The sequence below is a fragment of the Geomonas oryzisoli genome, assembly GCF_018986915.1.
Taxonomy (GTDB): domain Bacteria; phylum Desulfobacterota; class Desulfuromonadia; order Geobacterales; family Geobacteraceae; genus Geomonas; species Geomonas oryzisoli.
This window is the reverse complement of sequence record NZ_CP076723.1, coordinates 2,549,560-2,562,598: the sequence shown is the minus strand read 5'-3', so window position 1 is coordinate 2,562,598 and position 13,039 is coordinate 2,549,560. Positions and strand designations below refer to the sequence as shown.

At 61.0% G+C, this 13,039-nt stretch carries 13 protein-coding genes; 6 read left to right on the top strand and 7 right to left on the bottom strand.

Translation table 11 applies throughout. The features are described from left to right. Window positions 1–142 precede the first annotated feature (142 nt). The 6 genes from KP004_RS11235 to rsmD all read right to left on the bottom strand — a co-directional run bounded on the left by KP004_RS11235 (window position 143) and on the right by rsmD (window position 5,620). The gene (locus KP004_RS11235; protein WP_216798637.1) at window positions 143–685 is read right to left on the bottom strand and encodes a beta-class carbonic anhydrase; all 543 of its coding nucleotides are present in this window, start codon (window positions 683–685) and stop codon (window positions 143–145) included. Between the two features lie 112 nt (window positions 686–797). Next, window positions 798–3,047 carry an NADP-dependent malic enzyme gene (locus tag KP004_RS11230; protein WP_216798636.1) on the bottom strand — a complete coding sequence of 750 codons (2,250 nt, stop codon included), beginning with the start codon at window positions 3,045–3,047 and terminating at the stop codon, window positions 798–800. Between the two features lie 64 nt (window positions 3,048–3,111). Further along, window positions 3,112–3,675: a helix-turn-helix domain-containing protein gene (locus KP004_RS11225; protein WP_216798635.1), complete on the bottom strand. Its 564-nt coding sequence runs from the start codon at window positions 3,673–3,675 to the stop codon at window positions 3,112–3,114. Window positions 3,676–4,264: 589 nt separating this feature from the next. Beyond that, complete coding sequence (locus KP004_RS11220) at window positions 4,265–4,456, bottom strand: DUF1858 domain-containing protein (protein ID WP_216798634.1); 192 nt, start codon at window positions 4,454–4,456, stop codon at window positions 4,265–4,267. Between the two features lie 100 nt (window positions 4,457–4,556). Beyond that, window positions 4,557–5,048 (bottom strand): pantetheine-phosphate adenylyltransferase, encoded by a 492-nt coding sequence (gene coaD / locus KP004_RS11215; protein ID WP_216798633.1) that lies wholly within the window; start codon window positions 5,046–5,048, stop codon window positions 4,557–4,559. Further along, window positions 5,039–5,620, bottom strand: a complete 582-nt coding sequence (gene rsmD, locus KP004_RS11210) for a 16S rRNA (guanine(966)-N(2))-methyltransferase RsmD (protein ID WP_216798632.1) — start codon at window positions 5,618–5,620, stop codon at window positions 5,039–5,041. Before rsmD ends, coaD begins: the two co-directional genes overlap by 10 nt. 223 nt (window positions 5,621–5,843) lie before the next feature. Here rsmD and KP004_RS11205 point away from each other — a divergent pair, with 223 nt between their 5' ends. Both KP004_RS11205 and KP004_RS11200 read left to right on the top strand, forming a co-directional pair. Next, entirely contained in the window at window positions 5,844–6,992 is a 1,149-nt protein-coding gene (locus tag KP004_RS11205) for a deoxyguanosinetriphosphate triphosphohydrolase (RefSeq protein ID WP_216798631.1), read from the top strand. A 120-nt stretch (window positions 6,993–7,112) separates the two neighbouring features. Next, window positions 7,113–7,520, top strand: a complete 408-nt coding sequence (locus tag KP004_RS11200) for a bacteriohemerythrin (protein WP_216798630.1) — start codon at window positions 7,113–7,115, stop codon at window positions 7,518–7,520. Between the two features lie 166 nt (window positions 7,521–7,686). On the opposite strand, the gene yhbY is transcribed toward KP004_RS11200, so the two are convergent. After that, window positions 7,687–7,983 carry a ribosome assembly RNA-binding protein YhbY gene (gene yhbY, locus KP004_RS11195; RefSeq protein WP_216798629.1) on the bottom strand — a complete coding sequence of 99 codons (297 nt, stop codon included), beginning with the start codon at window positions 7,981–7,983 and terminating at the stop codon, window positions 7,687–7,689. A 489-nt stretch (window positions 7,984–8,472) separates the two neighbouring features. Here yhbY and pyrR point away from each other — a divergent pair, with 489 nt between their 5' ends. The 4 genes from pyrR to carA all read left to right on the top strand — a co-directional run bounded on the left by pyrR (window position 8,473) and on the right by carA (window position 12,884). Then, a complete protein-coding gene (gene pyrR / locus KP004_RS11190; RefSeq protein WP_216798628.1) occupies window positions 8,473–9,006 on the top strand; it encodes a bifunctional pyr operon transcriptional regulator/uracil phosphoribosyltransferase PyrR in 534 nt (177 codons plus the stop codon). Between the two features lie 198 nt (window positions 9,007–9,204). Next, window positions 9,205–10,137 (top strand): aspartate carbamoyltransferase catalytic subunit, encoded by a 933-nt coding sequence (locus tag KP004_RS11185; RefSeq protein WP_216798627.1) that lies wholly within the window; start codon window positions 9,205–9,207, stop codon window positions 10,135–10,137. Window positions 10,138–10,309: 172 nt separating this feature from the next. Further along, window positions 10,310–11,584 (top strand): dihydroorotase, encoded by a 1,275-nt coding sequence (locus KP004_RS11180; protein WP_216798626.1) that lies wholly within the window; start codon window positions 10,310–10,312, stop codon window positions 11,582–11,584. A 175-nt stretch (window positions 11,585–11,759) separates the two neighbouring features. After that, window positions 11,760–12,884: a glutamine-hydrolyzing carbamoyl-phosphate synthase small subunit gene (gene carA / locus KP004_RS11175; protein WP_216798625.1), complete on the top strand. Its 1,125-nt coding sequence runs from the start codon at window positions 11,760–11,762 to the stop codon at window positions 12,882–12,884. Window positions 12,885–13,039: the final 155 nt, after the last annotated feature.

The window sequence follows — 13,039 nt, the reverse complement described above, 5'->3', positions numbered from 1 at the left end:
TGAAAAGCCTGATTCAATCGGTAAAACCGCTGGTTCAGTTGCTGTGACTGTGTGCCCATCGCCGCGGGCAAAAATAAAGCCCGCGTTCTCCTCTGAGAGACACGGGCTTTATGAATCCGGCCCAGGGCACGGCCTCACGGCTTTAGTACCCGGGCACCACCACTTCGAGGTGACCGTCGTTGGGGCAGAAGATGAGGCCATGCACCGGCACGTCCTTGGGGATCAGCGGGCTGTTGCGGATGATCCCGGTGACACGCTCCACGTTCTCCTCCGGGCAGCTGAAGGCGCCCACCCACTGGCCGAGATCGGGGTCCAGGGCCTCGATGGCGGCCGGATCGACACCGCGCTCCACCATCTTTTCCTTGAGCTGCTGCACGTCCACGGACCCCATGCCGCAATCCTTGTGGCCGATCACGAAGATCTCCTCGACGCCGAGCAGGAACACCGCGGCCACGAGGCTGCGGATCACGCCGCCGTTGGGATCGACCAGCGTGTTGCCCGCGTTCTTGATCACCTTGGCGTCGCCGCGCTTGATCCCCATGGCGGGCTCGAGGAAGTCGACCAGCCGGGTGTCCATGCAGGTGAAGATGGCAAGCTGCTTCTTGGGATCTTTGGGAAGGGGAGGAAAGGCTCCGGGACGGACGAATCTTTTATTGTGGGTCAGGACTTTATCGAGAAGAGTCATTGTTCTCCGTTTCCTTGGTAGTTAGATGTGCAAAACGGTTTTTTAAGCCGAAACTCCGCTCAAGTCAAGGAAAAGCGGCCTCCGCCCGGTATACGTGCGGAGGCCGCTCTGGCTAGGCGTTCTGCACGTCCACGACCGCGATGGCGGCCATGTTGACGACGTCGTTGACGTCATCGCCGCGCTGCAGCACGTGCACCGGCTTGTTCATCCCCATGAGGATGGGGCCGATGGCCTCGGCGCCACCCAGGCGGCGCAAAAGCTTATAGCAGATGTTGCCGGAGTTGAGGTCCGGGAAGATGAGCACGTTGGCCGGGGTCTTCAGTTTGGAGAAGGTGAAGCCGTCCAGAAGCTCGGGGACCACGGCGGTGTCGGCCTGCATTTCCCCTTCGACGATCAGGTTGGGTGCGCGCTCCTTGACCAGTTCCACGGCGCGCTTCACCTTCCTGGTCTGCGGGTGGTCCACAGAGCCGAAGTTGGAGAAGGAGAGCATGGCGATGCGCGGCTCGACCCCCAGCATGGCGACCTTCTCGGCGGCGAGGATGGCGGTTTCGGCCAGTTCCTCGGCGGTGGGGTCGATGGTCACCGTAGTGTCGGCGAGGAAGTAGACCTCCTTTTTGAACACCATCATGTAGAGGCCGTGCACGCTGGAAAGGCCGGCCTGCTTGCCGAGCACCTGGAGCGCCGGACGGATGGTCTCGGGATAGTGGGTGTCGATGCCGCCCAGGAGGGTGTCGGCGTGCCCTTGGGCAACCATCATGGTGGAGAACTGCACGCGCGACTTGCGGCGCATGATGCGCTGGCATTCCGAGAGGGTGAGTCCCTTTCTCTGGCGCCGGCGATAGAGTTCCTGGGCGTACTCGTCGGTGTGCTCGCTCTCGGTCGGGTCGACGATGGGGACGTCGAGATCGAGATTCAGGTCGTCCATCTTCTGCTGGATCTTCTTCTTGTCCCCCACCAGGACCGGCTGGGCGATCCCTTCTTCCACCAGGATCTGGGCGGCGCGCAGGATCTTCTCGTTGTCACCCTCGGGGAAGACCACCTTTTTGGGGTCGCTCTTCGCCTTGTTGATGATGGTGCGCATGATCTCCTTGGAGCGCCCCTGGGTCGACTCCAGCTGCTCGATGTATTTCGACATGTCCTCAATGGGCTGGCGCGCCACGCCGGTGTCCATGGCCGCCTGGGCGATGGCCGGCGCCACGTGCAGGAGGACGCGCGGGTCGAAGGGCTTCGGGATGATATAGTTCACGCCGAAGGAGAACTTCTCGTTGCCGTAGGCCTTGGAGACGGAGTCGGGGACCTCCTCCTGGGCGAGCTTCGCCAGCGCGTGCACCGCGGCCAGCTTCATCTCCTCGTTGATGGCCGTGGCGCGGACGTCGAGCGCACCGCGGAAGATGAAGGGGAAGCCGAGCACATTGTTGACCTGGTTGGGATAGTCGCTTCGGCCGGTGGCCATGATCACGTCGCCGCGCACCGCGTGCGCTTCCTCCGGGGTGATTTCCGGGTCGGGGTTGGCCATGGCGAAGATGATCGGGTTGGGCGCCATGCTGCGGATCATCTCAGGGGTGAAGGCCCCTTTGGCGGAAAGGCCGAAGAGAACATCGGCGCCTTTGGCAGCCTCCTCCAAGGTGCGGAACGTGGTGTCGGCGGCGAAGAGTTCCTTGTACTTGTTCATCCCCTCCACGCGTCCCTTGTAGATGACCCCCTTGGTGTCGCACATGATCATGTTGTTGGGTTTGACGCCCAGGGCGATGGCGAGCTTGGCGCAGGAGTTGGCCGAGGCGCCGGCGCCGTTCACCACGATGCGGATGTCCTCGATCTTCTTGCCGGTAAGCTGCAGCGCGTTCAGAAGGGCGGCCGAGGAGATGATGGCGGTGCCGTGCTGGTCGTCGTGGAAGACCGGGATGTTCATGGTCTTTTTCAGCTCTTCCTCGATGTAGAAGCACTCGGGCGCCTTGATGTCCTCCAGGTTGATGCCGCCGAAGGTCGGCTCCAGGAGCTGGCACGCCTTGATGATCTCGTCCGGGTTCTCGGTGTTCAGCTCGATGTCGAAAACGTCGATATCGGCGAAGCGCTTGAAGAGGACGCCTTTCCCCTCCATGACCGGTTTGCCGGCCAGCGCCCCCAGGTTGCCCAGGCCCAGCACCGCGGTGCCGTTGGAGACGACCGCGACCAGGTTCCCCTTCGCGGTGTACTTGTAGGCGTCGTCGGGGTTCTCCTGGATGGCGAGGCAGGGCTCGGCGACACCCGGCGAGTAGGCAAGCGACAGGTCTGCCGCGGTCTGGCACGGTTTGGTGGCAATAACTTCTATCTTCCCTTTTCTACCATTGGAGTGGTAGTCGAGTGCTCCCAGTTTCTTGCTCATGTACGTCCTCCTTTGATCCACAGGATGAGCGGCTGCCCGCCATTGAATCTGTTCTGCTTGTGATTTATTTCGTCACGACCACCAGAACCCTCACCTCTTTGCCGTCGTGGCTCAGAAGCCGGTGCCCGATGCTCGATTCGAAATAGAGGGAATCCCCTTCGTGCAGGGTGATCTTCTTGTCGTCCAGGAGAAAATCGGCGTTGCCTTTCATGACGTAGATGAACTCCTCGCCGTCATGGCTGTATGTGTTGGCCTCCGGCGCCTTCTCGGTCAGGGTGACCATGAAGGCGTCCATCTTCTTGTTCTGCTTGTAGAAGGAGAGGGATTCGTAGAAGTACCCCTGCTTGGTCCCCTCCTTGGAGATCACCCGGGGCACGATGCGCCGTTCGTGCGCGCGCACCACCTCCCACTTGCGGTCATCCTCGTCCTCGCTGAACAGTTGGGCCAGCTTGATGTCGAAGAACTTGGCGATCTTCGAGAGGGTGGCTATCGGGGGGGAAACGTTGTCGTTCTCGATCTGCGAGATCAGGGCCGGGGAGAAACCGGTCTCGTTGGCCACCGCCTGCAGGGTAAGTTTCCGGGCCTGTCGCAGTTTCTTCAGTCTCGACCCGATGTTGTACTCTGACATGCGCTGCTCCTGTGGCGAATAATCCACCGTTTTACTTCGGCTAAAATTATTCAGTTTTGGTAAAAAGTCAATTTAAATAGTGAAAACAAGAAAAAATTAATCCTATCGATAACGCCGCGAGGTGACTGAGGGTAGCACGTCCGGCGGCCTTCAGGCAAGGGTGCTTTGGGGGTAGGGTCAATCGTTTTACCCTGTTTTAAAATCGCGTTTACTGTTATCGAACCGACGCGTCTGTAAAGGTTCTTCGGAGAGTTCCGGGAGCATGGATAGTGACACCTGCGAAGCGCCGAACGTGCACCAGGGTGCCCCCCTTTGCGAAGGGGGGGCAGGGGGGGATTTGCTTTTGATCTCGTTCCCAAGGTCCGCCTTGGGAACGCAAAGCATCTCCGAAGCTCCAACCTCCCTCGGATGCAAAGCTGGAGCTTTGCGCCATATGAGTTCCCACGCTGGAGCTTGGGAACCAGGAGAACCACAAGGGGGAAGGGAACGGCAGAGCCCTCACCGCCCTTCGGGCACCCTCTCCCGCAGGGAGAGGGGACGGGCAAGGGTGGTCGCTAAAATGTTGAGAAAGAAGGTTAGGCGGGTGAGCTCAGGAGATGCTTTTGTTCAACTCCTCGAGCAGGGCCTTGAGGTCGGCCTTGTGCACGGTGGCGCCGTGCTCCAGTTGCTCGAAGTCGGCGATCTGGCAGTCGTAGCAGTCCAGGCCGTAACGCTCGAAGACGGGGAGGGTTTGCGGGTAGCGCCTGAGGATTTCGCTGATGGTCATATCCTTGCTGATCATACGGCCTCCTGTGACAGTCCTGCGGGAATAAAAAAAAGGCGCTGCTGTCCGCAAGCGCCTTTTCTGTTATTGAACGTGATCTACCTGGCAGCCGGGCATGTCAGCGCCCCGGCCTGAACTTCGCGTCCAGGGCGCCCTGCACCAGCGGCGGCACCAGCTTGTCCACCGGACCGTTCAGGTGACTCACCTCTTTCACGATGGAGGAGGAGAGGTAGCTGTAGGGGACCGAGGTCATCATGAACAGCGTCTCCACCTCGCGGGTGATGTTGCGGTTCATCTGCGCCAGCTGGAACTCGAACTCGAAGTCGGAAACCGCCCGCAGACCGCGGATGACCACGGTGGCGCCGGCGCGGCGCACATAGTCGACCAAGAGCCCCTCGAAGGTCTCCACCCGCGCCTGCGGGCGGTCCTTCAGGATCTCGGTGAGCATGTCGATCCGCTCCTGGACCGTGAACAGGGCGTTCTTCTCGGAGTTTCTGGCAACGGCCACGATCACGCCGTCGAAGATCTTGAGGGCGCGGTCGATGATGTCCAGATGGCCGTAGGTTACGGGGTCGAAGGAGCCGGGATAGACAGCCACTCTCAAGGGCACGGTTCACCTCTGTCGGAAAGGGTCAGGAAGGAGAGGGCGGTGTCGCCGTAGATGCGGCGCTCGCTTTCAGCCAGCCTGCCGAAACGGGTTGGTACATCCTCTTTGGCGGAGAACTCGGCGACCACGGTGGTGCCGGCATCGATGAGCGGCGAGGTCGACAGCAACTCCAGCAACCTTTGCGTGTGCCCCTCGGCGTAGGGTGGGTCGAGGAACACCAGGTGGAAGGCCGCCTCGCCGCGGGAGAGCCATCTTACCGCCGCGGCGGCTTCCTGCACCACGACCTTGGCCCGGTCGGAGAGCCTGGTCCCTTCCAGGTTCTTGCGGATCAGCTCCGCGGACTCCCGGTGCGAGTCGATGAACACCGCGCTTTCCGCGCCACGGCTGAGCGCCTCGATGCCGAGGTTGCCGGTGCCGGCGAAGATGTCCAGTACCCGCATGCCCGACAGGTCACCCAGGCGACTCACCAGGATGCTGAAGAGCGCCTCCTTGACGCGGTCCGCGGTCGGGCGTACCCGCTGGTTTTTGGGGGCCAAAAGCTGGCGGCCGCGGGCGCTTCCCGCGATCACCCGCATGAAGAGCATCTCCGGTTTAGGTACGTCATAAAAAGAACAACTCCCTCTTCTGCACAGGGTCTGATCCTGTGGCAGCGTGTCGGGCGGCAGGTGTGTATGACATTACGCCGCAAGCTGCTCTATTAGCACGATGGATGGATAAGGTCAATCAAGTTTGCTGTTGACAGGGTTGGCGGCCAGTATATAAATTACCTACTTTTAACTGACTTGAGCAGGGGGGCGGATGAAAGAGGGCAATGCCTTGGAGCGCAGCGACCTGGCCGGCTATGCGGCCACCAGTGCCACATCCCGCGGACGCAAGTACCATGAGGAATTCAGGGACAACCGTCCCGCTTTCGAACGGGATCGCGACCGCATCATCCACTGCGCCGCCTTCAGGCGCCTGGAGTACAAGACCCAGGTCTTCGTCAACCACGAAGGGGATTACTACCGCACCCGCCTCACCCATTCGCTCGAAGTGGCCCAGATAGGGAAGGGGATCGCGAGGAGGCTCGGGCTTAACGAAGAGCTGACCGAGGCGCTCGCCCTCGCCCACGATCTCGGGCACACCCCCTTTGGGCACACCGGGGAGGAGGTGCTGAACCGCCTGATGGACGGGTGCGGCGGCTTCGAGCACAACCTGCAGTCACTGAGGGTGGTGGACGAACTGGAGGAGCGTTACCCCGGCTTCAACGGCCTCAACCTCTCCTGGGAGGTGCGCGAAGGCATCGCCAAGCATTCCTCCCCCTACGATTCCCCCGCCCCGATCTTCGCCGAATTCCTCCCCGGAACCGTCCCGACCATAGAGGCGCAGCTCATCAACTTCGCCGACGAGATCGCATACAACAACCACGACATCGACGACGGCCTGAAGTCCGGGTACATCAATCTTGGCCAGCTCAAGAAAGTGGAGCTCTGGAACGTGGTGCACGAGGGGATCATGTCCAGATACCCCGACATGGACGTCGAGCGGGGCGTATGCCAGACCGTGAGCGCCCTGATCGGTGTGCTGATCAACGATCTTGTGCAGACCACGGCGGAGAACCTTGCCAAGCTGAAGATCGAGAGCCAGGAGGACCTGAGAAGGGTGAACGTCCCGGTGGTCAGTTTCAGCCCCGCCATGACCGAACGCAACGCGCAGCTCAAGCGCTTCCTGTTCCAGAACCTGTACCGCCACTACAAGGTCGAGAGGATGCGGGTCAAGGCCGAGCGCTACCTGGCCGAATTGTTCGAGGTCTACCTGAAACATCCGACGCTGCTCCCCATGAAGCACCAGGTGAAGATGGAGCGTGAAGGGCGCGAGCGGGTGATCTGCGACTATATCGCCGGCATGACCGACCGCTTCGCACTGGACGAGTTCAAGAGGCTGTTCGAGCCATACGAGAGGGTCTGACACTGGAGTGGGCGACACTGTATCTGTAAACAGAAAAAGTGCAATTCTGTGACTTGATCCTTAGATGAAAGCTGTGATAATTACGCGCTCAGGGAAAACAATACGGTTGAGGTGATCTGAATGGCTTATCTTGAATGGAGTGATGCACTGAGCGTAAAGGTTAAGGAGATTGACGATCAGCACAAGAAGCTGGTGGAGATGTTGAATTCGCTGCACGACGCGCACATGGCGCGGGCGGGAAAGGAGGCGCAGAAGGAAATCATCGCCTCCATGGTGACCTACGTCACCAGCCATTTCCAGAGCGAAGAGGCTTACATGCAAAGACTGCAGTACCCGGAGTTCCAGGCACACAAGAGAGAGCACGAAGAATTTGCGGCCAAGGCGCTGGACCTGAAAAACCGGGTCGACAACCAGGGGCTCATCTTCACGGCCGAGATCCTGGAATTCCTCAAGCGCTGGCTGCAGGACCATATCCTGGGGACGGACATGAAGTACTCGGCCCTGTTCAACGCGTCCGGGCTGCGCTAGTTCGTTCCTTTTTGAAATTAAAAAGCCTCCCCGGTGTCCGGGGAGGCTTTTTGTTGAGGGGACTTGCTCCGCCAGGTGGCTGTCCCCTTAGTGCTGGGTGGCTGGCTGAAAGGAGCGTTCTGCTAAAGGGGCAGGCACCTAACGGAGCCAGTCCCTTCTGCCGCGCTTACTTTCCCTTGGGAAGCTCCAGTTTCGGCTCCTTGGCCGGCTTGTAGAGCAAGAGGGTGCGCCCCAGCACCTGCGCCAGTTCCGCCTCGCAGGCGGCGCAAAGCTCTTCGGCCACGCTGTGGCGATCCATGAGGCAACTCTCGAGCACCTTCACCTTGATCAGTTCGTGGCTGGCCAGCGCCTCCACGGTCTCCTTGATGAGTGCTTCGCTGACGTCGCTCTTGCCCACCTGGATCACCGGCTTCAGGCCGTGGCCGAGTGCGCGGAGAAACCTCTTCTGCTTTCCTGTCAACATCACTTCTTCCTTTGTACCCATGCAGCGAGCCGGGGCAGGCCCGGTACTGTCTGCAAAAAGTCAGTATTATTCCGAAAACGGTGCGAGCTTTATAGCATTTTGACCTCGGTATGGCAAGGACGGCGAGGGCGGTCGAATTGAGAGCAGGAGAACTCCCGGAGCGGAAGTGGTATGTCCCGGCATCGCTGAGCCAGACACAGGTACTGTAGCTGTAGATTTGTAAGTGAATCTTAATCGGATTCCGTCTGTTTACGGCTTCCTTTTCCTTGACTCCGATGAGCCTCGATGCTACTTTGTCTCAAATTTATCCGATGCCTTTTAAATTAGCCCCGTGAGGTTAGCAAAGGTGAAGCATAAAGCACTCTTTTACTATCAAAAGGAAGAGCCTTTTCGCCCACCTGCGCGGAAAGGCTCTTTTTAATTACGCGCCCAGGCGCGGCACCAAAACCGATTCACGACAGGCGCTTACGCCGATGACAGGGGGTTCTTATGGCTGAAAACACTGTGATACTGGATGGCACCGGCGTTAAAAGGGCCCTGACCAGGATAGCCCATGAGGTGCTCGAGAAGAACAAGGGCGTCGAGGGACTCGTGCTGGTGGGCATCAGGACCGGCGGCGTGCACCTGGCCCAGGAGCTCGGCACCCGGCTGAGCGAGATCGAAGGGGTCGAGGTTCCGGTCGGCGCCGTGGACATCACCATGTACCGCGACGACATCAAGGGGCACCATGAGCACCTTCCGGTCGGCAAGACCGAGCTTCCCTTCTCCGTGGAAGGTAAGAAGGTGGTGCTGGTGGACGACGTCCTCTTCACCGGCCGCACCATTAGGGCCGCCATGGACGCCATCTTCGACCAGGGGCGTCCCTCGTGCATCCAGCTTGCCGTACTGGTGGATCGCGGGCACCGCGACCTTCCCATCCGTGCCGACTTTGTCGGTCGCAACGTGCCGACCAGCCGCAGCGAGAACATCATGGTCGCCTTTGACGCGGACAACAAGCCGACGGAAGTGATCCTGCAGAAATAAACTGTTTCCTCCCCCCCTCCCTTGACGGGAGGGGGCAGGGGGGTGGGCGAAGCTGCCAACTGTTACGCTGATGGCGCCTTCCCCCCCACCCTAACCCTCCCCCGCAAGGGGGGAGGGAGCTGTGCATGTGATTCTCTGATCGTTTTCAACGTGCCACGTAACGGTGCGTGGCGCAAAACTAGTTTCTGGGGGGGGACCATGGGTTTCAGGCACAAAGACATCATCGCCCTGAAGGATCTGACCAAAGAGGAGATCGAACTGCTCCTCGACACGGCGGACAACCTAAGCGAGATCAACCAGCGGGACATCAAGAAAGTGCCGACTCTGCGCGGCAAGACGGTGATCAACCTTTTCTACGAGGCCTCCACCAGGACCCGTACCTCCTTCGAGATCGCTGCCAAGCGGTTATCCGCCGACGCCGTCAACATCACCGCGTCGACCAGTTCCGTGGTCAAGGGTGAGACCCTCTCCGACACCGCCGCCAACATCCTCGCCATGAAGCCCGATATCATCGTCATGCGCCACTCGGTGTCCGGCGCTCACGAGTACCTTGCCAAGCGCGTCTCCTGCTCCGTGATCAACGCCGGTGACGGCGCCCACGAGCACCCCTCCCAGGGGCTCCTCGACATGCTCACCATGCGCCAGAAGTTCGGTAAACTGGCCGGCCTGAAGGTCGCCATCGTCGGCGACATCACCCACAGCCGCGTGGCCCGCTCCAACATCTACGGCCTCACCACCATGGGCGCCCAGGTCTTTTTGGCCGGCCCGCCGACCATGATGCCCCCCGGTGTCGAGCGTTTGGGCAACGTCACCGTCTGCAAGGACATGCGCGAAGCTGTGGACCAGGCCGACGTGGTCATGATGCTCAGGATCCAGCTGGAGCGCCAGGGCAAGACCCTGCTCCCGAGCATGCGTGAGTACTCCCGCTACTTCGGCCTCAACCCCGCCGTGCTGGCCCTGGCCAAGAAAGATGCCATCGTCATGCACCCCGGCCCGATCAACCGCGGTGTCGAGCTCGCCTCCAGCGTGGCCGACTGTGACCAGTCCGCAATCCTGAAGCAGGTCGAGAACGGCGTGGCGGTCAGGATGGCCATGCTGTACCACGTCTGCGGCGGAGAGCCGGTGGAGTAACGAGAGGCCGTTCAACGTTCAACGTTCGATGTTAACCTCATCGCTTTGGTTGGACGCTGGACCCGAGTAAATCCTGCAGTGAACAAGCCGTTCCACGTCAGATGCCACAGGCAGGACGGCAACTTGAACGTTGAACGTTGAACCTTTTAACGGGTTTTAGGAGGGGTTAGAGATGAATCTTCTGATAAAAGGTGGGCGAGTGATCGATCCTTCGCAGGGGATCGACGAAACCATGGATGTGCTGATTGCCGACGGTGTGGTCCTCGAACTGGGGCAGGGAATCGCGGCGCCGGAAGGGACCCAGACCATCGACGCCTCCGGGCTCCTGGTCACCCCGGGCCTGATCGACATGCACGTGCACCTGCGCGATCCGGGCCTCGAGTACAAGGAAGACATCGCCACCGGGAGCCGCTCCGCTGCGGCAGGCGGTTTCACCTCGGTCGCCTGCATGCCGAACACCTCGCCCGTCATCGACAACAAGGCAGTCGCCAGCTACGTGGTCAACAAGGCGAAGAGCGAGGCCCTGGTCAACGTCTTCCCGATCGGCTCCATCACCAAGGGGAGCAAGGGGGACAGCCTCGCGGAAATGGGCGACCTGAAAGAGGCCGGCTGCGTCGCGGTCTCCGACGACGGCAAGCCGGTGTGCAACTCTGAACTGATGCGCCGCGCCCTCGAGTACGCCAAGGGGATCGGCATCACCGTAATCTCCCACTCCGAGGACCTCGCCCTGGTAGGTGAAGGGGTGATGAACGAAGGGTTCGTAGCTACCGAGCTCGGCCTGAAGGGGATTCCCTGGGCGGCCGAAAATATCGCGGTGGCCCGCGAGGTCTACCTCGCCGAGTTCGCCGCCGCGCCGGTGCACATCGCCCACATCTCCACCGCCGGTTCCGCGCGCATCATCCGCAACGCGAAAGCCCGCGGCGTCAAGGTGACCTGCGAGACAGCGCCGCACTACTTTACGCTTACCGACGACGCGGTGCGCGGCTACAACACCAACGCCAAGATGAACCCGCCGCTTAGAGGCGAGTCTGACGTGGCGGCCATGAAAGCGGGCCTCGCCGACGGCACCATCGACGCCATCGCCACCGACCACGCTCCGCACCACCCGGACGAGAAGGACGTCGAGTTCAACGTTGCGCTGAACGGCATCGTCGGCCTGGAAACCTCCCTGTCGTTGTCGCTGAAGCTGGTCGAGGAAGGGGTTCTCGATCTTAAAGGTCTGGTTTCGGTGATGTCGTGCAACCCCGCGAAGATCCTTGGGGTCGACCGCGGCACCCTGAGGGTCGGAGCGGTCGGCGACGTAACGGTCATCGACCCGGCCAAGGAGTGGCAGGTCGAGGCGGCCAAGCTGGAGTCGAAGTCGAAGAACTCGCCGTTCCTGGGGTGGAAGATGAAAGGGAAGGCGGTGTACACCGTCGTCAAGGGGCAGGTGGTGTACCAGGCGTAGTACTCCTCCCCCTGGAGGGGGGAGGTCGGGTGGGGGATGCTTGTAACGAGACGCTTCGCTCCCCCTCCCTGTCCCTCCCCCTCCGGGGGCGGGAACGTAACGCCGGGCATTGGTAACGAGAGAGTGATACGCGCGTGACGCGCGGCAGAAATATAACGGATTCGGGAGAAGATACATGAAAGCAGTGCTTGCTCTGGCGGACGGCCGGATTTTCAAAGGGAAGGCCTTCGGCGCAACGGGCGAAACCAGCGGCGAGGTGGTGTTCAACACCGCCATGTCGGGCTACCAGGAAGTGCTCACCGACCCCTCGTACAAGGGGCAGATGGTGACCATGACCTACACCCAGATCGGGAACACCGGGATAAACCCGGAGGACATCGAGAGCAACCAGCTCTACCTCTCCGGCTTCATCGTCCGGGAGTACCTCGACTGCTACTCCAACTACCGCGCCACCATGAGCCTGGACGCTTACCTGAAAGAGAACGGCGTCGTGGGCATCCAGGGGATAGACACCCGCGCCCTGACCCGGCACCTGCGCGACAAGGGCGCCCAGAACGGCATCATCTCCACCATCGACTTCGATCCGGAGAGCCTGGTGAAAAAGGCACGCGCCATCCCGTCCATGAGCGGCCTGGACCTCGCCACCGGCGTCACCTGCTCCGCCCCCTATCACTGGACCCAGGGGCTGTGGGACCTGCAGACCGGCTACCCGGAAGTCGACAAGAGGGATCTCAAGTACAAGGTGGTCGCCTACGACTTCGGCATCAAGCTGAACATCCTGCGCTGCCTGGTTTCCGCCGGCTGCGACGTGACCGTCGTCCCGGCCACGTTCCCGGCCGAATCGGCTCTCGCCATGAACCCGGACGGCATCTTCCTCTCCAACGGCCCGGGCGACCCGGAGCCGATGAAGGAAGTCATCGAGAACATCAAGAAGTTCGTGGGCAAGAAGCCGATCTTCGGCATCTGCCTCGGGCACCAGCTCCTGGGCCTTGCCCTGGGCGGCCGCACCATCAAGCTGAAGTTCGGCAACCACGGCTCCAACCTGCCGGTCATGGACATCGCCACCAAGAAGGTGGAGATCACCGCCCAGAACCACGGCTTCTCTGTCGACATCCTGTCGCTCTCCAACGTGGCCGGTCTCGCTCACGAGAACCTGAACGACCAGACCGTCGAGGGAATGGCGCACAAGACGCTCCCCATCTTCTCGGTGCAGCATCACCCCGAGGCGTCCCCCGGGCCGCACGACTCGCACTACCTGTTCAACAGGTTCGTGGAGATGATGGAGAAGCATAAGGCATAGTAAAACTTTCCCCCCCTCCCAGCCTCCCCCCTCCGGGGGGAGGAGTAGTGGACGCCTGCGCAGCAGTTCCCGTCCCTCAGGTGGAGGAACAGCTGACGCCCGCGCAACAGTCCCCTCCCCCGGAGGGGGAGGGTTAGGGAGGGGGAAGAGGTTTG

What these genes read in the sequence shown, in the direction of transcription:
- KP004_RS11235 (WP_216798637.1), bottom strand. Translation starts at nt 685, where the DNA reads ATGACTCTTCTCGATAAAGTCCTGACCCACAATAAAAGATTCGTCCGT.
- KP004_RS11230 (WP_216798636.1), bottom strand. Translation starts at nt 3,047, where the DNA reads ATGAGCAAGAAACTGGGAGCACTCGACTACCACTCCAATGGTAGAAAA.
- KP004_RS11225 (WP_216798635.1), bottom strand. Translation starts at nt 3,675, where the DNA reads ATGTCAGAGTACAACATCGGGTCGAGACTGAAGAAACTGCGACAGGCC.
- KP004_RS11220 (WP_216798634.1), bottom strand. Translation starts at nt 4,456, where the DNA reads ATGATCAGCAAGGATATGACCATCAGCGAAATCCTCAGGCGCTACCCG.
- rsmD (WP_216798632.1), bottom strand. Translation starts at nt 5,620, where the DNA reads ATGCGGGTGATCGCGGGAAGCGCCCGCGGCCGCCAGCTTTTGGCCCCC.
- KP004_RS11205 (WP_216798631.1), top strand. Translation starts at nt 5,844, where the DNA reads ATGAAAGAGGGCAATGCCTTGGAGCGCAGCGACCTGGCCGGCTATGCG.
- KP004_RS11200 (WP_216798630.1), top strand. Translation starts at nt 7,113, where the DNA reads ATGGCTTATCTTGAATGGAGTGATGCACTGAGCGTAAAGGTTAAGGAG.
- yhbY (WP_216798629.1), bottom strand. Translation starts at nt 7,983, where the DNA reads ATGTTGACAGGAAAGCAGAAGAGGTTTCTCCGCGCACTCGGCCACGGC.
- pyrR (WP_216798628.1), top strand. Translation starts at nt 8,473, where the DNA reads ATGGCTGAAAACACTGTGATACTGGATGGCACCGGCGTTAAAAGGGCC.
- KP004_RS11185 (WP_216798627.1), top strand. Translation starts at nt 9,205, where the DNA reads ATGGGTTTCAGGCACAAAGACATCATCGCCCTGAAGGATCTGACCAAA.
- KP004_RS11180 (WP_216798626.1), top strand. Translation starts at nt 10,310, where the DNA reads ATGAATCTTCTGATAAAAGGTGGGCGAGTGATCGATCCTTCGCAGGGG.
- carA (WP_216798625.1), top strand. Translation starts at nt 11,760, where the DNA reads ATGAAAGCAGTGCTTGCTCTGGCGGACGGCCGGATTTTCAAAGGGAAG.